Here is an 18,081-nt window from a genome sequence, read left to right as displayed (position 1 = left end):
TGCTCCGCGACGGCACCTTCTACGAATCCCGGCGTCCCACCGTCGCCCTCGCAGCATGACCACATGACCATCAGAAACCATCACAAAACTGGCGGGCCCATCGCAGGTCGGTCTCGTCCTGACCGTCGGCGAGGGTGTAGAGGCACTGGCGCGCGCCGTGCTCGTCGAACTCGTCGACCGTGATCATGCCGATCGACTCCAGCAGGCGGCGTGAGGGGGTGTTCGCTGCTTGGGTAATGGCGACCAGCGGGCCGCCGGCGGGTACAGCGTCATGCCACCAGGTGACGGCGGCGACGACGGCTTCCCGTCCGAGGCCCTCGCCCCAGGCGACCGGGAGGAGTTGGTAGGAGACTTCGGCGCGGCCCTCGCAGCGGTGGTCGGGGCCGATGGTCACCAGACCGATCGCCTGCTCGCCGACGGCGCGTACGACAGTCCAGGTGCCGGCTGCCTTCGGGTAGGAGGCTTGCCTCGCGGTGATGCGTTCCTCGCTGGCAGGACCGCCGAGGTGCGCGCGCACCCGGTTGTCGGTCAGCAGTTCGCGTACGAGGGAGCCGTCTTCGTACGCGACCGGGCGGAGCAAAAGGCGGTCGGTGCGCAGCTCGGCGGGCCAAACGCGGCCCAGGGCGACGTCCACGGAGTCCATGGGGTCAGCCTGCCAGCTGGCGGCTCGACGGGAAGCCGTCTTCCCGCCGGACAGAGCGCAGCCGGGCATCCGTGCCGTGTGGTCGTTGGCCGAGGACGTGTATCGCCTGGGTTGATCAGGACGCGGGCTGGGGGTCGATGTAGTCGATGCCCTGGGCGTCGCCGATCCGCATGGCCAGCGAGCGGGCGGCGGCTTGTGGGTGGTGGGCGACCCAGGCGCACACGGAGGGCGGCAAGTCCGCACTGCTTTCGGGAGTGTCGGGCAGGGTGGCGTGGCAGACGGTCCACCCCTCGTCGTAGGAGCCGTCGGGGCGTTGGCCCAGAAGTTCGCGACGCCGGGCAGCGCTGAGCCCTTTGAGGTTGCCGGGCCGGCCGATGCACGTGTCGCACTTGCGGCTCATGACCCGCACGCGGCCGGTTTCCGGGTCGAAGACGGACGGGGCCTGCGGGGTGGTGTCGTCCAGGGTCGCTTCGTGAGCGGGCGCGGGTGTGGACCGGGGGGCGTGGTTGGCCGGGTTCTCGCAGTACTCACGCAGTGTGACCAGACCCTCGGGCATCGTCTTCTCCTCGTCCAGCGGGGATTAGATCCTGTCAGGTCGTGGAGAGCGTGGTCTGTACTGGTTCCTGGGGACTGAAGGGACTGAAGAATCTCGATAGCGCGACCGCTCGGTGTGCCGTCTCCGTCGTCTGGCTGGCCTGACGTCGAGCACCAGCAGGTCCGGCTGTCTGTGCCGTATCCCCTCCACCGCCGCCCGCCCGTCACCCACAACGGTGACCGCGTGGTAGCCACGCCCCGATCGGCCCCTCCGAATCCGGGCCGGCGCTCCTGTGATCCCGGCCGGCGGGCAGCTGCTGGTGAGCGGTCAGGGGCGGGGGTAGACGCCGCAGGACGTCACCGGCTTGCCGTTTGCGTCGTCGAGGCAGAAGCCGGCGTAGGAGCCGCCGCCGAGGACATCGGCGGGGAGGGTGACGGGTACCGAGGTGACCGTGTTGCAGTGGGTGCTGCTGCTTCTGGCACCGAGCGGGTTGGCGTAGTTGTCGAACACGCTGGCCCACATGCGGCGGCAGCCGACGGACTTCAGCGTTCCTTTGAAGGCCGCGGAGCGGTTGTACCAGGTCAGGGTGCCGGAGATGTAACTGCCGGTGCCGTCGGCCACGTAGACCCGGCTGGTGGGGTAGACGGCGGCCGCGGACGGAGTCGCCGCGACGGCCGGCGCTGTCAGTGCCGCGGACATGGCCAGGCCCGCTGCGGTGAAGAGGGTGAGAGCAGATCGGCGCAACACGTCGTGGTTCTCCTCTGGTTCGGGTGTGCGGGCTGACGCCAAGAGGCTGGTGCAGCCGTTGCCGTCAATCCTGACGGAGTGTGGCGTCCGCGGACAGTCTGCCGCTACCCCCGCTGGCAGTGGTGGACCCACGCGCCCGGCGGTCGCGGGCGGGGAGACGCCGGGGCGGACGCGGCTGTCCGGGGCGGTGGAGGCGGGCAGGCGCCTCGCGAGGGAAGACTTGGAGGCACCCATGCCGGATCCCGAAGAGACCGAGGCGGGCGTGGCAGCCGAGGGCGGCGGTGCGGCCGAACGGACGGATCCCCCCTACCGGGCGGAGGCCGTGGACTCCGGCGGGCAGTGGCACCTGACGCGGTAGATGTCAAAGCAAATGAGACGTTGGTGAAGCTATGAAGCCTGTGGTTCGGGTTCCTTGCGCTTGGCGGGGTCGTTGATCCATGCCTGCTCGGGAATTTTGGGTGGTTGGGGGCGCCGGCTGAAGCGTTCGGGGTGGGTTGCGTAGGCTTCGGCGAGGGTCACGGCGCGTTGGTCGCGCACGATGTCGGCGGTGCCGAAGTGCACGCTGGCAGCTGTATGGAGTCCGATGCCCGAGTGCCGATGATCGTGGTTGTAGTACGTGATGAACGCGTCGAACCACTCGCGGGCATGCGGGAGGGAGCCGAACCGGTCGGGATAGTCCGGCGAGTACTTGATCGTTTTGAAGCTCGCCTCGATGTACGGATTATCGTTGGAGACCTTGGGGCGCGAGTGTGACCTGGTCACTCCGAGGTCGATGAGCAGTTGGGAGACCTTCTTCGAGGTCATCGAGGTGCCGCGGTCGGCGTGTACGGTCTCGGGCACGATGCCGCCCCGCTCGATGGTCTCGCAGATCAACTCTTCGGCCCGTGTTGCCGATTCGGCCCGCTCCACGGTCCAGCCGCAGATGTAGCGGCTGTAGATGTCGATGATGACGTAGGCGTGATACCACTCACCCTTGTTCGGCCCCTGAACCTTGGTGATGTCCCAGGTCAGTACCTGGCACGGCGCGGTGGCCACCAGTTCGGGCACGGTCTTGGCCGGGTGGGTGGCCTGGCGGCGGCGCTCGCCGGTCTGCCCTGCGGCCGCCAGGATCCGGTACATCGTGCGGATGGAGCAGTGGTAGCGGCCCTCGTCCAGCTCGCGGGCCCAGATCTGGGCGGGCGGCAGTTCGGCGTAGGCGGGGCTGTTCATCAGCGTCAGTACCCGCATCCGTTCTTCGCCCGACAGGGCCGAGGGCGACGCGGGCCGGGGCTGCTTCGGCTTCGGCCCGGCGGGATGGAGGTAGCGGTGGTGGGTGGCGCGGGAGCGGTCGGTTATCCGGCAGGCCGTCACGATCCCGACGTGCTCCCTCAGCTCCTCGGCCAGGGCGCCGAGACGCGGCTCCACGAGGTGTTTCAGTCCGATTTCTCGGAGATCATCTCGAAGAGCCGAATGCCTTTTCCCAGCACTTCCAGCGCCGCGTCCCGCTTCTCCACCTCCCGGCTCAGCCGCTCCACCTGGCGCCGCAGTGTGTCGTTCTCCGCCTGAAGGGGCGACTTCTTCGGGCGGGCCGGGCTCGTGCGGCGATCCACCAGGTTCTCCAGAGCGCCGGCGTCACGCGCGGCCCGCCACTCCGTGAGGTGGGAGTCGTACAGGCGCTCGCGGCGCAGGACCGCACCCTTCTCGCCCCGGGGCGCGGCGTCGTACTCAGCGACGATCCCCAGCTTGTACTCGGGAGAGAAGGAACGGCGCTTCGGCCGGGGAGCCGGGTCCATCGCAGGGGACTTCTTACTGGTCATACGGGTGGTACTCCTGTCCACGCCCTCCAGGCTAACCCGACAAAGCCAGGCGTTTCACCCAAGAGTGACAGGGAGGGGGATCTCCGCTGTGATCTGCCGATAGTCTGCGGGATCGCGGCATTCCAGGGAGGGAGCCGTGCGGCGATCCCGGTCGGGGGCTGGCCGACCAGTTGATGTGGTGCGAGCCGCTGGTTCGAGGAAGTGGCCGTCACCAGCTCGGGGACCGACCAGGTGGCGTTCCGAACGGTGTTCGGCAGCCTGGGGACCCTCCACGTAGAGGGAGGGTGAGCAGCCCGACCTCCGCTCAGTCCTGGGACGACCCCGGGCGGGCCGGACGGCGGGCAAGACCAACGCCCAGCTCATGGGTGCACATGAACTGAGAAACCGGCCCCCTGAGGGAGAGGCGCCGGTGGATACTGCCTGCGTGTCGATGGATTTGAAGAGCGCGCTGGCCGCGCTGGATGCTCACGAGCCGGGCTCCCTTCTCGAACTGCGCGAGACTCAGTGGCTCGACGCGAAAGCCGCTCCGTACGAGCTGGCCAATCCGCGCGCGGTCGAGGAACTCGCCAAGGACGTGGGCGCCTTCGCCAACGGAGGCGGCGGCGTCATCGTCATCGGCATCGCGACCCGTCCGGAGCACGACGAGGAAGTACTCGACCACATCGTCGCAGTCGAGCCCTCAGCGGTGAACCTGGACCAGATCCGCAAGCTGATCCGCGCCCAGATCACGCCGTCCCTGCGCGGAGTCCGGGTCGGCTGGTCCGGCGAAGACGAGCGGGTGGTGTTCATCCACATCCCCGCACAGGCTGTCGACACACTCTTCGTCGTGCCGGCACCGGTCGGGAAGCCCGGATCGGCCCGACCGGACACGGTCGCGGTGCCCGTGCGGGACGGGGACAGCACGCATTGGCTGCTGCGGACCGAGATTCAGCAGCTGCTCTCCGCCGGCGTCCGGGCCTCCGGCATGCCGACGGCTCAGGCACTCGCCGAGCTCGTTCGCGAAGCCGTGGCCGGGACCGAACCGACCGCGCTACGGATCGGACAGGGCCTCCCGGACCGGGAGCGGGAGCTGCGCGACGCGCACCGGCAACTCGCCGAGGCCGGACTCGGCCAGCCAGCCGGAGAGGCATGGGCCCACGGGCCAGCCGCCATGCAGGACCTGCACCATGTCCGCGACGGCGAACCGGGGTGGCTCCTGTGCCTGGTCCCCGGTCGCCCGCCGGTCGCGGTCGCCGCGCCCGTCTGGCAGGCGATCATCGAAGCCGGCCACGGCGCCGCGGGCCAGGACCCGCTCGCGGCCGTGGGCTACCCCGTCGCACCCGCAGCCGACAGCCAGCCGTGGGTGATCCCGGCCGACGCGCACAGCGTGGACCTCGACAGCGGATCTTGGGGTGCGGGCCGCTTGACGCGGCCGGAGAACGGCGCGTGGCGATGGCAGCCGCTCCCCCGGTTCAGCCTCCATCAGGGCCGGTCGGCGACGAACTGGACCGCCGGCCAGACACCGGCTCTGCGTCTGCGCGCCGTGGTGAATCTCCCCTGGGCCGCTCCGGGCACCCTGGAGATCACCAAACAGCGGCGGCACGAGCTCGAGCAGCAGCTCCAGATCAGCGCGTTGGCCGGTGCGCTGACGATGCTGTCGCAGCGCCGAGGGGCGAATCTGCCAGCCGCGCGGTGGGAGCGTGGGTCGTACGGGAACTCCTCCCGCACCGCCGCCTACACGTGCACGATCAGCAGCCCGGACGGCGCACCAGCTCTGAGCGCCGGCGTCATGCTCACCCTGCCGACGTCGATGGAGTCCACCGTGGTCGCGTGCGCAGAGGTCTTGGTCGAGGATTCCGCGGCCTGGGCTGCGGCTGTCGGCCCCGGCTGGGACACGCAGCTGCAGCTGGAGGAAGCTCAGGCGGCCTTGCTCAGCGCATGGGAGACAGCCGCCGAACTGCTGCCCGGCCTCGTCGACGCCGGGCATCTGCCGTGGTCGGCGCCGCCCACCACCGAGCTCCGGCTCAGCAGCGAACGGCCCGCAACGAACAGCGTCCTGCCCGCACTGGACACCCTCGTCGACCTGGCGCCGTTCGGCACCGGTGACGGCAGTCGGCCCATGATGGCCGTCACGATCACCGGCGACCCCCTCGTCCCCGCTTCCCAGCGCCGACACCTGACGAGGCGGGCCCTGGTGCACATGGCCCGTGAGTTCGGGTACATCGACGCGGAGTTGAACGCACTGCAGTAGGCACACGGGCCGGTCACACCGGAACACGTCGCTCCTGCGACCTCATCTCGGTCTGGCCTGGCACGTGAAGCGCTGGTCCGGGAGAAGGGACTGATTCTGGTCATGTGCGTGGCTCGGTCTGACCGCCCGGGGGACGGCTGCCGCATCGCGTCTACGCTCAGGACCCATGAGCGAACCGACCGTCAACTTCCTCGCCACGTTCGCGGGCGTCGGCCGAGCCCTGTTCAGCAAACTCGACGACGCCCTGGCGTGGTGCGATCGACGGGCCGAGGAGCAGTTTCCCGGCGCCGTCGTGGAGTGGCGGGAGCCGGAAGGCCCGACGAATGTGGGCACAGGTCAGACCGGCCAGCAGTGGCATCGCCAGGAGCCGAAGCCTGGTCAGTCCATCCCGCCGTTGAGCCTGGGAAGTGTGGTGACGATCCCTATCGACGCGGAAGTGTGAGAGCCGGGTCGCCAACCGGGATTCGGATCGGCCGCGTCAGCCGGCCGCTTGCCAGCCCGGACCGTCTACGGCACGGGCTGACCGGTCGTGCTCCTTGCGGGCTGCCTCCAACAGGTTGCGCCAGGACGTCACCGTAGGGCGCCGACGCAGGAGCGCGCGTCGCTCCCGGTCCGTCATCCCTCCCCAAACGCCGTGCTCAATACGCTGATCAAGAGCATGGGCAAGGCACTCCGTGCGCACCGGGCAACCGCTACAGACGGCCTTCGCCCTGTTCTGGGCCGCGCCCTCTACGAACAGCTCTTCCGGATCAGCAGTACGGCATACCGCTCGTTCGCCCCAGCCGTCGTCATCACCCGCGACCACCCCCGACGCCGTCCTCTCCCCGATCCGCCTACGCGATCCCACCCTAGGACGCTGGCAGTTCGGTGACGCTACGCCAATCGGGCAAGGCAGGGAACATCGATATCCAGCAGCCACTCCTACGGGTGAACCCCCGCGATTGGGGGCTACGGTGTCGGCGCAGCACCGGGGGCCGGCCCTCGCGGCACGGTGTCACCCATCGGCCCGGCCTCCCGGCACGACAGGGAGCGGGGCATCACCGGTGAGCTTGCCGATGCGCTGGCGGATCGCCCTGAACATCTCGGCACGGTCCTTCTCCGGGTAGTCGACGCGGTCGTAGCGCAGCTGGAGGACGGCGGTGCGGTCCGGGGACTTCAGCAGGACGAGGCCGAGGCCCTCGCCGGGTGTCAGGTCGCGGTGGCCGCGCAGTTCCAGGGGCAGGCCGTGCTCGGGGTGGGTCAGCGCCTGGACCAGCTCCGCCCGCCGCAGGCCGGTGTCGGAGAAGTGGTCCATCTCCAGGATCCAGAATTCCCCGAGCCGTGCCTCGTGGCCGGTGACGACCTGGGGGACGGCGACCGTGTGCAGGAGACCGAGGCGGCGCAGCAGGCCGCTGGGGAGCCAGGCCGCGGCGCGCCAGGTGGGGTCGTAGGCGATCGGCTGGCGCTCGTCGTCCCACTGCTTCTCGTAGGCGGTCCAGGTATCGCCAGCCAGCCAGCAGGCCTCTGCGCCGTTGCTCTGGATCTGCTGGGCGAAGGCCGACTCGGCCTTCTCGAAGGCGCGGCGGGAGGGACCGGTGATCTGGATGCTGGTGGGCTGTCCAAGCCGGCGGAGCTCGATCCCGCGCTCGGTCCGCGCGCAGATGCGGACGCCGTTGAGTCCGTAGATCTCGTCGCGTCCGGTGCGCATGGGCGCGCGGGTGGGGAGCAGTCCGGCCAGCAGGCTGTCGAGGCTGGCGTTGCTCTCCACGTGCAGCCTGAGGCCGTCCGCAGTGGGCTGCACGTACCGGATGCCGAGGGGGTACTCGAAGAAGTGGCGCTGCGCGTTGAGGATCCAGTAGAGCGTCTCGGACTCCAGCAGGAGCTGTGCCTGCTGGACCGGTGCCGGGATGAGGGGCGCGTCCGGGGGCAGGGCGGCGACGACGTCGCACGCGAGTTGGCGGGGCGCGCCGGTGTAGAGGGCGTACGTGCGGGCACGGCTGCTGATCTGGGAGGCCGACATCGGCACAAGCACCTTTCGCTCGGCTCCGTCGGCCCGCGGAGTGTGAGGAACAGGTACTGGATGCGACATCAAGGTCGGTGGGGTGGAGCTGGTCGAAGCCGTGCTTGTTCGCCTCCGCCTGGAACCCATGGGGCCGAGGTTCGCGTGAGGAGCAGCAGACCGGTGCCGCAGGGCGTCAATGTAGCCGTGGATCTCGACCCGGAGGGGAGCGCCACGCCGTTCGGCGGCTCAGGATGCCGGTTACCGCGGGTCCCGGGCCGGCCAAGGATCGCCCTGCGTGGCGAGTTGCCCGCGGGCGGCGGCCTCTTGCTGAAGCGCAGTCCTCAGATGCCACGACGAGATTGCCGGCAGGAGAATGCCGAGCCGGGCCACCGCCCGCAAAGCCTCGGCCACCTCAGCCAGAGACCCGGCGGCCTTCCGCGACCGTTCCTCGCTTCGATCGCCGCACAGACGTTCCACGATCTCGTCCAGCAGCTCTGCCAGCTCACCCGCTCCCGGATCCTCTGGCACGTCCGCTCCCCACCATTGAGCGACTCTGTCGGGAATCTTGAGTTCCGGGGTCATTTGCCTTGCCGCCACCACAGGGGTCGGGGCAGGCCGCGTGCGTCGAGGTACTGCTGGAATGCCGTGGGTGGGCGGGGCCGGTGGGTGGAGTCGGCGGGCTCTTGGAGGCTCAGCCGTTCGACGTTGATCGCGAGTGCGGTCAGGACGTGCTGGACGTGCGTCTTGGCCAGGCCGCGGTAGCGGCACCGGCGTCCTCGATGGCCGTGTGCGAATTCCTCGATGGTGCCCTCGACCCCGGAGCGCAGTCCGTAGAGCCTGCGCCAGTCGGCATTCTGCTGGTCGGCGCGGTTCTTGGCCTGGAGTTCGTGCAGGCGGCGGGTCGGGAAGTACAGACTGCGAAACGGGCCCGGGGTGCACGCGGTCTGCTCGGGGCAGCGGCCGCACTGGCGGGCGTCGAACCGGACCGTCACCGAGGTCGGCTCTGCCATCGGGAGGTCCTGCCAGTTGCCGCTGACCTGCCCGTTGGGGCAGATGACTTCGTGTTGGTCGAAGTCGATGACGAAGTTCTCCCGGCCGAAGCCGTCCTTGGCCCGGTGCTGCGGTGAGGTGCTGGCGGGAAGCGGCCCGACCAGGGTGACGCGGTGGAGACGGGCGGCGGCGTCCATGCCGGCGACGGAGGTGTAGCCGCCGTCGACCAGGTGCTGCCCGGGCAGCAGGCGAAGCCTCCTGAGGCGGGCATGGATGCCGGGCAGCGCCTGGCTGTCCGCGCTGGAGACAACGGTGGCCACGTCCGTGATGACGTTGACGCGCTCTTCGTCGCAGGTCTCGGTCACATGCGTGAGGTAGCCGGTCCAGCGGGTGTCGCCGCGCCGCGTGAAGCGGACCTCGGTCTCGTAGGGCGACTCGATCCGCACCCGGGAAGGCGGCTGACCGTCGCGCTTGGTGCGCGGCCGGAACCGGCCGCGCCCGTCGAGCAGGAAGTGCTGGACCAGGATCGTTCGGAGCACCTGGGCCTGCACCGGGACGGCGCCGCCGGTAAAGCGGGTGTCGAGTCGCTGCAGCAGTTCGCGGGCGTCGGTGCCCACCTGCTCGAGCCGGGCGACGGGGTGGCTGGGCTGGGAGCACAGGCGCACCTGCCGACCGTAGCGTTCGGCCCACTCGGCGGTGACCAGTTCATCGAGCAGTTCCGGCGCGTCACGGGCCACGTTCTCCAGGACGGCGCGGACCGCCTCGGTCACCAGCTCCAGGCGGGTCAGCTCCCGTGCGGCGGACAGGACGTAGGTGGAGTCGGTGCGCTGCTTGCCGCGCCCTTTGAGCAGGCCGGCCTGCCGGATCCGGGTGAGCGCGAGGCCCAGCAGCCGGTCGGCGCGGTCGCCTTCGGCGAGCCGGTCGCGGAAGTCGGACAGGACGCTGTGATGGAATCCGGGGTCTTCCAGTTCCAGGCCGAGGGCGTATTTGAAGTCGATGCGGCAGCGCACCGCCTCGGCGGCCTGGCGGTCGGACAGGTTCATCGCGTACTGCAGCACGCAGACGGTGGCCAGTTGTGCGGGCGAGAGCCCGGGGCGGCCGTCACGGGAGTACCAGGCGGTGAAGTCCTCGTCGTTCCATAAGCCGTCGAGGCGGTCGCGGATCCACATCGCGGTGGTGCCGTGAGGGTTGCTGGCTCGGGCGACCCGCATAGTCAACAGCGGTATCTCGGCTCCGGAGTGAGAACGCAGGGACATGTCAGGCTCCTGGGGAACGTGGGCGGAACGTTCCAACGAGCCTGACGCAACGTCACGATCGTTTACTGCCCGTCCTCAAGATTCCCGACAGAGTCCCTCAAAGGGTTCGAAGAGCGGGCGGTCTCCCGGCTGGCCGCCCAGCACGAGGAGATCCTGCGGCTACGCGAACAGGCCGCCACCGGCGGCAATGTGCGGCAGTTGCCCGACGCCGGCAGCCGGACGGCCCCGCTCGGCTCGTGCAGTTGACCACCCGTGAGTTTGTCACCGATCTCCAGCCGGTTCGCGCGCCCCACATCCATTGATCAGCGCATCCCGGAGAGAGCGAAACCGCAGATTCACCCGTATGAGTGAAGATCGGACATCGCCGGAGAAGGAACTTCCCGACGGGGCGGGGAGGTTCGGCCACCGGCAGCCGAGCCCTCCCGCACCCGGATCAGGCTCGTCGATCCGGGCGCGGGGAGGGCTCAGGCGGCACCGGGAACAGCGGCCAGGCTGCCCGCCCACTCCAGGGCGGCCATGACGTGCTCGGGCAACAGCCCGGCGTACGGGTCGGGTTCGATCAGCAGGGTCGGCGTCCCGGCGGCGGTGCGCTCGGCGGCCCACCGGTGGTCGAGGCCGGTGAAGTCGTCGTCGATCCACACCGCCGGGCGGCCGACGAGCCACTGTTCGACGAAGTCGCGCTTCCACAGATAGCCGTCGGGGTGGCTGGTGGTGATCGGCAGCCGGGGGAGCTCGAGATGCCCGAACTCCGGCAGTTTCAGCAGCGGCCCTATGAGGCTGGTGGCCTCGTCGCGCCAGCTGGTGCACCACATCGGCCGGACCAGGCCGGTGGCCAGCGCGTCGCGGATCAGCGGCCCGTGGGCGGGGTTGAGCCAGACCTGGATCGGGTCGGGGTATTCCGCCAGGTGGACCCGGTGGCGGGTGTGGGTGGGCGGGGTGGACTTGTCCTCGGCCGGGAACGGGACGAGCACGCCGTCTATGTCCAGCAGCAGGAACGGGGTCTGGTGCATCGGTGCCTCCCAGGGTGTGGGGTCAGGGCTTCCGTGCGGTGACCAGCAAGGTGGCGGGCCGGGGCGCGTCGTCGGACACGCGCAGTTCCTGGATGTCGGTGACCAGCAGGCCGGCCCGGTTCAGCAGCCGTGTCCAGGCCCCGGGTGACACGTCCCACCACCGGAGGTCGGTGGTGCCGCCGTCGGGCAGCGTGATCTGTTCGCGGGTACGCGGGTTGAGCGGGATCACCCCGGACCGGCCGGGGTGCGGGACGCTGAAGACCAGCAGTCCCCGGCGGGCCAGGCGGCGGGAGCACGTCCCGAGCAGCCGGGTGGGCTCGTTGGTGCCGATCGCGCCGAAGACGGAGATGACCGCGTCGAGGCGGCCGGTGTCCCGGCGCAGGTGGGCGATCGCTCCGGCGCGGACGAACTCCGCCCCGGTGTGGGCGTAGTGGGCGACCGCCCGCTGGACCTGCCCGGCGGAGCGGTCGACGCCGACGGCCAGGGCGCCGCAGGCCGCCAGGTGGGCGGTGTTGTGCCCGGCGCCGCAGCCCAGTTCCACGACCTTCCTCCCGGTCAGGTCGCCGCCCAGGACCTCGACGCCGGGGCCGGTGCCCGGCCGCTGGGTCCATTCCATCCGCGGCGGCGGGTCCAGCGGACCGGGCGGGCCGTCGGCCAGCCGGGCGGCGGCGTGGGCGTCCCAGAGGTCCATCTCACGGCTCCAGGAGCTTGACGGCGGTGTTCAGGTGGCAGCGGACGACCTTGATGTAGGCGTCGTCCTGGGCGGGGTCGTTGATCCAGCGCAGGGCCTGCTCCATGAACCACTCGACCGCCCACACCCGGTGCCAGCCCAAAGCCCACGCCTCGGCGGCCAGCCCGCCGCGTTCGGCCAGCGCCGCGCGAGGACCGCCGGCGGTGACGTACGCGCCGATGAGCCCGCGGAGCCGCGCGGGGTCGGCGTCCTCGACGGTCCCGTGCCAGGAGGCCAGGTCAAGCAGGCCGGGGCCGGTGAACGTGCGGGCGAAGTCCAGCAGCCGCCGGCCGCTGTTGCCCAGGTGCAGGCTGGTGGGGTGGAACTCGGAGTGCACCCACCCCCACGGGGCGGTGCCCGCGCCCTCGGCGCGCTTGGCCGCAACGACGTCCAGGGCGTCGAGCATCGCGGCGATGTCCCCGGTTCCACCGGTCCACCGGCCGCCTTCCCGCAGGCGGCGCAGGTGTCCGCGCGCCAGGGCGGGCAGCGCGGCCAGGGCGTCGGCGTCGAGCACCGGCAGCAGCGGGCTGACCGGTGCGGCGTGCAGGACGACGGCGGCGGCGGCGCCGTCGGCGTCACCGGCCTCGCGGACCGGTTCGCCGAGGTCTTCGACGACCATGCCCATCACGCCGTCGCGGACGCGGCCGCCCAGGACCCGGGGCACCGGGATCCCGGCCCGGTGGGCGGCGCGCAGGATCTGCTCCTCGCCGGTGAACGGGGCGGCGGCGAACTTGTAGATGGCGGTGGTGCCGTCGGCGAAGGTCAGGCGTTCGACGCCGGACAGCGACCAGACCCGCACCTCGGTGCGGGTGGGCACCGGCAGGCCGGAGCCGGACCGGATGTCGGTCAGGATGTCGGTGACGAGCTGCTGGTCCACGGGCGGGCTCCGAACTGGCGTGACGGGAAGGGTGGTCGGGGGTGGTTCCGGGGCGGCGACGCCGCCCCGGAACCCAAGGGTCAACGCGCCGGTCGGGCCGCAGTCACGCGGTGGGACTCGACCTCCGCGATCCAGGAGGCCTTCATCCCGGCCAGTTCCCGGCCGAAGACGGGCATGAACGTCCCGTACGGGGCGACGACGCCGCCGGTCTGGGAGGGCTTGGACTGGCAGCCGTGCACCAGCCGGCCGCCCAGCGCGGTGTGGGCCTTGATGCCCTCGATCCGGCGGTGCTCGTTGAACCAGCCGCCGTGGTAGACCTCGTCGAGCATCTGCCCCTCCTGCTCGGAGAGGTCGAAGACGACGCCGGTGGCGGACGGGAAGAACCAGCACGGGCCGATGTTGGAGATGTGGCCGTCGAGTTCGACCTTGTTCAGCGCCATGAACACCGCCGCCTGGCGAAGCATCTTCAGGTGGTCGGCGGTGACGCCGGGCAGGCCCAGGGTGGCCAGGTGCTCGTCGCGGAACAGGTAGGCGTACACCTGATAGGCGACGGCCAGGACCTGCCCGCCGTCGGTGGTGCTGCGGGCGTGGGCCTTGATGAAGTCGAGCGCGAGCTGTTCGAGGGTGTTCTCCTCGGTCTCCTGGACGTCCAGCAGGCCGTCCTTGACCGTGTCCCAGTCGATGATCAGCCAGGAGCTGGTCTCGAACCGGAAGAAGTACTCCTCCGGGTCGACGGTGACGCGGTTGCCGTCCACGGTGATGCCGGGCAGCCGGTTCCAGCGCGGGTCGAACTCCTCGGGCAGCTCGGCCGTGATCGTCTTCGGTGCGACGGTGGTGGTCACTGGTTCTCCGATCCGGTTCGGGCACCGTGGCAGCGGTGCCGATGGTCGTGGAGCGCCGTCCCGGACGGGGGGAACTCTTCTCGTCCGGGGCGGCACACCACCACCGTGACGCCTCGGACCGCGTCGCATCCGCAGCCGGGTTACGGACCCGCAGCCCGGCTGCGGGTCGGGTGGGATCCCCGGTGTCACCCGCGCTCCGGAAAGGGCCTTCGACCTGCCCGGACGCACGGACGATCACATGCGGAAGCCGGAGCAGATTTCCTCCAGGAAAGAAACCTGCTCCGGCTTGACGCAGGCTCAGGCGGCGCTTCCGGCCGCCACCAGCGTCTTGGTGTCGATCACGTGCTCGCCCAGGCTGCGGGTGTCCGCGGTCTTGTGCGAGCGCAGACCGCGGTGCACGTCACCGACCCTGCGGACGATCTCGCGGTGCCGGATCTGCGTGGCCAGGTCCAAGGCGGCGTGTCCGTCCGCGCAGGCCTGTTCGACGTGCCCGGCCCCGGCATGGGCCTCGGCGCGAGAGGTGTAGGCGGTGCAGCGGTGCCGCAGCATCTGCGGCGACAGCTTGTCGATCGCCCGGTCCAGTGCGGGCAGCGCTTCGGCGTGACGGCCGAGCCGGACCAGGTCGCTGCCCTCGTACGCGTTGGCCTTGGACAGGTCGAACCAGGCGATACCGCCCCAACGTTCGTCGTCCAGCGGGCCGGTCAGCAGGGTGCGGGCCTGTTCGATCGAGAACCGGAAGCCGTGGTCGTCGCCGGTGGAGGAGTACATCTCGGAGGCCACCGCGTTCGTCCACGCGCGCATCCGCGCCGACGCCCCACGCTCGGCGGCGTCCACCGCCGCCAGCGCGTACTCCAGCCCGCCGGCCGGGTCACCGCCGTACGAGGTGCGAAACGCCCGGCCGCCCAGCAGCAGCGCGCACAGCTCCGGGCTGTCGATCTCCCGGGCGATCCGGTAGCCCAGTTCGGTGTAGGCGTCGGCCTGATCCTGTTCGCCCAGATCCAGCGACAGCAGGATCGCCGCCAGCGCGGCCATCTCCGCCATGTGCGCCAGCAGGGAGTCCCGCAGCTGGGCGGACTGGTCTTTGGGCCGCAGGGACAGCACCAGTTCAAGCTGGCCGTGCGCGACGGGGACGAGGCTGGAGGCGGGGAACGACTTGTAGGAACGACGGTATCCCGCGCCGATCGAACGGAGTTCGTCCACGGTGGCCTGGTCGACACTGCCGCCCGAAGGGCGGCTGACCTGGGCGCGGGCGTCAGGGGAAAGGCCGGCGATGGCGGCGGTCATGCCCGCCAGCGAGCCGAGGGTGAAGGTGCGTCGGAGCATGGCGTCTGAACTTTCCGCATCGGGCGACGGCGCGCGGGGCAACGGCAGGAACGACGTTTGCAGTCTTACGCCCTGTGCTATCACAGGTTCGGTGCCGTAACGGACGTCGAACGCCAGAAGGTGCTCCATGCTCAGATCCAGCACCTGGGCGATCTTCTCCGCCAGCCGCACGCTGTCCAGGGGAAGAACCCCCCGGATCACCTGCCCGACCCACGACTCCGATCGCCCGATTTGGGCCGCGAGTTCGTGCTGTAGCAGGCCCTTGCGCTTGCGACCCGCTTCGATGCGACTGCCTATGGTCTTGTCGATTTCTATCACTGGACACGCCCCGAAGTCCGTGATCACATCACTACAGGGCGCAACCGTACTCGCCGAACACCCTTGATTGGCAGAGCAATCGGGCATTGATGCCACAAACGAGGGATCGGATCAGGACACCGGCCGACGTGGTGCGGAGCGCCTTGCCGGGCGCGACCGTTCGGCATGTCGCGGACCGCAGCAGGAATGGGGCCTCCGGGTGGGAAGGAGCCTGACTCCCGCCCGGACCTTCAGGTCGACGACGGGGGTCCCGCGATGAAGGCTGGCAGCCGCCGCCTTGGGCATGCCGCCGTATAGTCGGCTCAGCAGTACCGAGCTCAACTGTCGGCTGCCGGACCACAGATCACGCCACCAGACGATGTGACCTCTGCCATATCTCGGTCGAGAATATGGGACACGATGACTCACCGCGGCGCGACACGCACCCGAGGCTCGGCCCTCGCATAAAGCGACACGACCTGCGTGGGACACGGCAAGTGCAACGACAACGGCCGCGACCTTCGATGCCCAGGGGACCAGGATCGGCTTGCCCACGGAGTGGTCCAGCACGTTGGTCACGCTGATGAGGTCCGGGCCGCCAGCGGGGTCTTCGTAGTAGCGGCCCTGGTCGGTGGCGATGGCCTGCCGGGGATCGGTCACGGGGTGCCGCCTGTTCCTGCCGCGCGATCGGCGGGCAGGTGGGGGCAGGGGGCCGGCCTCGCCGGAATGCCGGGGGCGGCCACGGTCCGTAAGGTCACGTGGAGGGTCCTTATCGGTGGTCGGTGGTGGCCGATCCGGGGTTTGCCCTCCCCTTCTCGACATGAACTAATTTACCAGACTTGAGGGCGTGGATCAAGTCCCACCGGCCTTTTCCCGGACCGATTTCACGGGCCCGGGGGTGCCGCCCGCCCGCCTCCTGCGGGGGGAGGCGGGTTGGACGGCGTCGCAGGGGGCCTACTCGATGCCGGCGGCGGCGCCCCCGGCGAAGGACAGGACGGCGGATGTCGCGCGCGGGTCGCCCTCGGCGACCGCCAGCACCTGCCGGATGGCCGCCCCGGCTCCCGCGCCTTGCCGGGAGCCCGCCTCCAGCGCTCGGCCCACGACGGCCCGCATGTGCTCGCGTACGAGCACCTTGCGCTCGGTCCCCTCGATGTCGGCCGCGGTGGCCGGACCCCGGCGGAACGTCCTGTTGGCCTTCGAGGTGACGTCGAGCACCGTCACCGCGTCCGGGGGGCCGCCCACCAGGCGGTCGAGGTCCGGGACGCCGTCCCCTCGCCGCAGGAGCTGCGGGCACTCGTCGCAGACGTACAGGAGGAGCATCGCCGAGAGGTCCAGGATCCCGTCGGGGTAGCTGCGTTCCAGCGCCATGACGATGTCCAGGGCCTCGGCGGTGAAGGACTTGCCGGCCGTCGCCTTCACGTACGCGGTCGTCGTCCGGAGCATCAGCTCCCAGAAGGCGGGGGTGCCGTGCGGGGGGAGGGCGTTGTCGGCGGCGGCCCCGAACGGGGAGGTCATCGACGGCTCCCGGCGGTTGCGCGGTGCTGGGTGAGATGCCGCTTACGGTGGCCGTCGACGTCCGTCTTGGCGGTACCCCGGTAGGTGAAATCCCCTTCCGAGCAGATGGATTCGAAGTACGCGCGCCCGGGACATCCGGGGGTCAGGGGGTTGCCGCTGGTCGTGTAGCGGTGGTCCGGGGGGACAGACCGTGTTGGTCTCGTCGGCGTGATGGGTGCGCAGGGGAGCGCTGTGGCGGGGCATCGGAAGCCCTTTCTGACGGTGGTGAGACCGCGTTCGTGGAACGGTCGGCCGCGATGGCGGGGTGGTTGGTCAGCCGGCTGCGGGGATGCGGGCCTTCGGCCGCGCGGGGGTGGTCGCAGCGATCTCGGCGTAGGTGCTGTCGAAGGACGGGCGGGCCTTGGCCTGCGGCAGGAAGGGGCCGACGGCAAGAAAGTGCTCGACAGCCGGGTAGGAGGCACCGACACTGCGGAGGCACACGCGGCGGATGCCGTGCTCGTCGGTCTCCGCTTCACCGCCGTATGCCGCGGCGAGATCGGGCACGGCGTCCTCGATGACGGGCCGGGATCCGACGTGCAGCGGTCGGACGCTGCGCCAGGCGTGCCCCTTGGTGGCGGGGTCGCCGTTCTTGGCGTGGAAGATCCGCCGAACCTCGTAGATGCTCCAGGGCTGGCGGGCGAGCCGCTCTTCATGGGCCGCGAGGATGTCGTGGAGGCCGGCGTCACGGAGGACCTGGTAGGCGGCCCGGGAGCCGAAGAGCTTGGCCTTGCGGTTGAGGGTCAGCGCGCTGCGTTCGATGAGCAGGGCGCGCAGCGCCGCCTCCGGTTCGGCCCGCCAGCCCTCGATGAGGGACGCACGGCCGGACTGACTGCCCTGGAAGGGACAAAAGCTGCAACAAGATCGGTCGAACTCGCGGCCGAAGGATTCGCGGAGGAAGTCGGATGCCGTTTTTCGGGTCCAGCCCCAGCGGATGAGCGGGAAGTCGGGGACGCGGGGCGCTCTGCTGAGGTCGAGATCCCGCTCGGCCCGACCGGTCTCGTCGCCGTGATAGCCGATGCAGTGGACGAAAGGGGCGTGGCCGACGTTGTCGGCAATCCAGGAGTCGAGGGGGAAATGCTTGATCCAATCCGAGCAGGCACGACGGTTCGCGCTGACCTGGGGGACCGTCCCGGCCTCCAGCATGTTGTCGCCGAGGGTGACGGGGACTTCGGTCACTAGTGCAGCGCGTCGGAAGTTCCTTGCTGGTTGCGGGACGGTAATTGGTCACTGGGCGTGAGGACTATGCGGCCTGGGCGTAGAGCCCGCCATC

Annotated in this window: 19 protein-coding genes and 1 pseudogene; 3 read left to right on the top strand and 17 right to left on the bottom strand. The window is 70.2% G+C overall.

Annotation, left to right across the window (positions count from 1 at the left end; genetic code table 11):
- Positions 1–70: 70 nt before the first annotated feature.
- The 4 genes and pseudogenes from AC0Z36_RS27660 to AC0Z36_RS27645 form a co-directional block, all read right to left on the bottom strand.
- A complete protein-coding gene (locus AC0Z36_RS27660) occupies positions 71–643 on the bottom strand; it encodes a GNAT family N-acetyltransferase (RefSeq protein WP_485465800.1) in 573 nt (190 codons plus the stop codon).
- Positions 644–758: 115 nt separating this feature from the next.
- Positions 759–1,199: a hypothetical protein gene (locus AC0Z36_RS27655; protein WP_485465799.1), complete on the bottom strand. Its 441-nt coding sequence runs from the start codon at positions 1,197–1,199 to the stop codon at positions 759–761.
- Between the two features lie 129 nt (positions 1,200–1,328).
- Positions 1,329–1,424, bottom strand: a pseudogene (locus tag AC0Z36_RS27650) (DNA-binding response regulator); the annotation flags it as partial.
- Between the two features lie 81 nt (positions 1,425–1,505).
- Entirely contained in the window at positions 1,506–1,925 is a 420-nt protein-coding gene (locus tag AC0Z36_RS27645; RefSeq protein ID WP_485465798.1) for a hypothetical protein, read from the bottom strand.
- 232 nt (positions 1,926–2,157) lie between these two features.
- On the opposite strand from AC0Z36_RS27645, the gene AC0Z36_RS27640 reads away from it, so the two are divergent.
- Positions 2,158–2,283: a hypothetical protein gene (locus AC0Z36_RS27640; protein WP_485465797.1), complete on the top strand. Its 126-nt coding sequence runs from the start codon at positions 2,158–2,160 to the stop codon at positions 2,281–2,283.
- Positions 2,284–2,312: 29 nt separating this feature from the next.
- Here AC0Z36_RS27640 and AC0Z36_RS27635 read toward each other — a convergent pair whose 3' ends face one another.
- Both AC0Z36_RS27635 and AC0Z36_RS27630 read right to left on the bottom strand, forming a co-directional pair.
- Positions 2,313–3,329 carry an IS3 family transposase gene (locus tag AC0Z36_RS27635; protein ID WP_485465796.1) on the bottom strand — a complete coding sequence of 339 codons (1,017 nt, stop codon included), beginning with the start codon at positions 3,327–3,329 and terminating at the stop codon, positions 2,313–2,315.
- 8 nt (positions 3,330–3,337) lie between these two features.
- Complete coding sequence (locus AC0Z36_RS27630; RefSeq protein WP_485465795.1) at positions 3,338–3,721, bottom strand: transposase; 384 nt, start codon at positions 3,719–3,721, stop codon at positions 3,338–3,340.
- Between the two features lie 430 nt (positions 3,722–4,151).
- Between AC0Z36_RS27630 and AC0Z36_RS27625 the strand changes: the two genes are divergently transcribed.
- Together AC0Z36_RS27625 and AC0Z36_RS27620 are read left to right on the top strand one after the other, a co-directional pair.
- The gene (locus AC0Z36_RS27625; protein ID WP_485465801.1) at positions 4,152–5,951 is read left to right on the top strand and encodes an RNA-binding domain-containing protein; all 1,800 of its coding nucleotides are present in this window, start codon (positions 4,152–4,154) and stop codon (positions 5,949–5,951) included.
- Between the two features lie 166 nt (positions 5,952–6,117).
- Positions 6,118–6,393 carry a hypothetical protein gene (locus tag AC0Z36_RS27620; protein ID WP_485465794.1) on the top strand — a complete coding sequence of 92 codons (276 nt, stop codon included), beginning with the start codon at positions 6,118–6,120 and terminating at the stop codon, positions 6,391–6,393.
- A gap of 36 nt (positions 6,394–6,429) precedes the next feature.
- On the opposite strand, the gene AC0Z36_RS27615 is transcribed toward AC0Z36_RS27620, so the two are convergent.
- The 11 genes from AC0Z36_RS27615 to AC0Z36_RS27565 all read right to left on the bottom strand — a co-directional run bounded on the left by AC0Z36_RS27615 (position 6,430) and on the right by AC0Z36_RS27565 (position 17,987).
- Positions 6,430–6,756 (bottom strand): WhiB family transcriptional regulator, encoded by a 327-nt coding sequence (locus tag AC0Z36_RS27615; protein WP_485465793.1) that lies wholly within the window; start codon positions 6,754–6,756, stop codon positions 6,430–6,432.
- A gap of 189 nt (positions 6,757–6,945) precedes the next feature.
- Complete coding sequence (locus AC0Z36_RS27610) at positions 6,946–7,950, bottom strand: hypothetical protein (RefSeq protein ID WP_485465792.1); 1,005 nt, start codon at positions 7,948–7,950, stop codon at positions 6,946–6,948.
- 240 nt (positions 7,951–8,190) lie between these two features.
- Positions 8,191–8,514, bottom strand: coding sequence for a hypothetical protein (locus AC0Z36_RS27605; RefSeq protein WP_485465791.1), 324 nt, complete (start codon positions 8,512–8,514; stop codon positions 8,191–8,193).
- Positions 8,511–10,178, bottom strand: a complete 1,668-nt coding sequence (locus AC0Z36_RS27600; protein WP_485465790.1) for an IS1182 family transposase — start codon at positions 10,176–10,178, stop codon at positions 8,511–8,513. The genes AC0Z36_RS27605 and AC0Z36_RS27600 overlap by 4 nt, the downstream gene beginning before the upstream one ends.
- 464 nt (positions 10,179–10,642) lie before the next feature.
- A complete protein-coding gene (locus tag AC0Z36_RS27595; RefSeq protein WP_485465789.1) occupies positions 10,643–11,188 on the bottom strand; it encodes an HAD domain-containing protein in 546 nt (181 codons plus the stop codon).
- A gap of 22 nt (positions 11,189–11,210) precedes the next feature.
- On the bottom strand, positions 11,211–11,879 hold the full coding sequence (locus AC0Z36_RS27590; RefSeq protein ID WP_485465788.1) for a class I SAM-dependent methyltransferase: 669 nt from the start codon (positions 11,877–11,879) through the stop codon (positions 11,211–11,213).
- Between the two features lies 1 nt (position 11,880).
- A complete protein-coding gene (locus AC0Z36_RS27585) occupies positions 11,881–12,795 on the bottom strand; it encodes an aminoglycoside phosphotransferase family protein (RefSeq protein ID WP_485465787.1) in 915 nt (304 codons plus the stop codon).
- 80 nt (positions 12,796–12,875) lie between these two features.
- Positions 12,876–13,637, bottom strand: coding sequence for a hypothetical protein (locus tag AC0Z36_RS27580; RefSeq protein WP_485465786.1), 762 nt, complete (start codon positions 13,635–13,637; stop codon positions 12,876–12,878).
- Positions 13,638–13,934: 297 nt separating this feature from the next.
- A complete protein-coding gene (locus AC0Z36_RS27575; RefSeq protein ID WP_485465785.1) occupies positions 13,935–15,278 on the bottom strand; it encodes a helix-turn-helix domain-containing protein in 1,344 nt (447 codons plus the stop codon).
- Between the two features lie 933 nt (positions 15,279–16,211).
- A complete protein-coding gene (locus tag AC0Z36_RS27570) occupies positions 16,212–16,772 on the bottom strand; it encodes a hypothetical protein (protein WP_485465784.1) in 561 nt (186 codons plus the stop codon).
- Between the two features lie 312 nt (positions 16,773–17,084).
- Positions 17,085–17,987: a hypothetical protein gene (locus AC0Z36_RS27565; protein ID WP_485465783.1), complete on the bottom strand. Its 903-nt coding sequence runs from the start codon at positions 17,985–17,987 to the stop codon at positions 17,085–17,087.
- Between the last annotated feature and the right edge of the window lie 94 nt (positions 17,988–18,081).

The organism is Kitasatospora sp. UYEF31 (assembly GCF_057291755.1).
This window is presented reverse-complemented; position numbering and strand designations above follow the sequence as displayed.

Excerpts from the sequence above, each read along its gene's own strand:
- AC0Z36_RS27655 (WP_485465799.1), bottom strand. The coding sequence starts at position 1,199 with ATGCCCGAGGGTCTGGTCACACTGCGTGAGTACTGCGAGAACCCGGCC.
- AC0Z36_RS27595 (WP_485465789.1), bottom strand. The coding sequence starts at position 11,188 with ATGCACCAGACCCCGTTCCTGCTGCTGGACATAGACGGCGTGCTCGTC.
- AC0Z36_RS27640 (WP_485465797.1), top strand. The coding sequence starts at position 2,158 with ATGCCGGATCCCGAAGAGACCGAGGCGGGCGTGGCAGCCGAGGGCGGC.
- AC0Z36_RS27625 (WP_485465801.1), top strand. The coding sequence starts at position 4,152 with ATGGATTTGAAGAGCGCGCTGGCCGCGCTGGATGCTCACGAGCCGGGC.
- AC0Z36_RS27570 (WP_485465784.1), bottom strand. The coding sequence starts at position 16,772 with ATGACCTCCCCGTTCGGGGCCGCCGCCGACAACGCCCTCCCCCCGCAC.
- AC0Z36_RS27600 (WP_485465790.1), bottom strand. The coding sequence starts at position 10,178 with ATGTCCCTGCGTTCTCACTCCGGAGCCGAGATACCGCTGTTGACTATG.
- AC0Z36_RS27660 (WP_485465800.1), bottom strand. The coding sequence starts at position 643 with ATGGACTCCGTGGACGTCGCCCTGGGCCGCGTTTGGCCCGCCGAGCTG.
- AC0Z36_RS27630 (WP_485465795.1), bottom strand. The coding sequence starts at position 3,721 with ATGACCAGTAAGAAGTCCCCTGCGATGGACCCGGCTCCCCGGCCGAAG.
- AC0Z36_RS27610 (WP_485465792.1), bottom strand. The coding sequence starts at position 7,950 with ATGTCGGCCTCCCAGATCAGCAGCCGTGCCCGCACGTACGCCCTCTAC.
- AC0Z36_RS27590 (WP_485465788.1), bottom strand. The coding sequence starts at position 11,879 with ATGGACCTCTGGGACGCCCACGCCGCCGCCCGGCTGGCCGACGGCCCG.
- AC0Z36_RS27605 (WP_485465791.1), bottom strand. The coding sequence starts at position 8,514 with ATGACCCCGGAACTCAAGATTCCCGACAGAGTCGCTCAATGGTGGGGA.
- AC0Z36_RS27620 (WP_485465794.1), top strand. The coding sequence starts at position 6,118 with ATGAGCGAACCGACCGTCAACTTCCTCGCCACGTTCGCGGGCGTCGGC.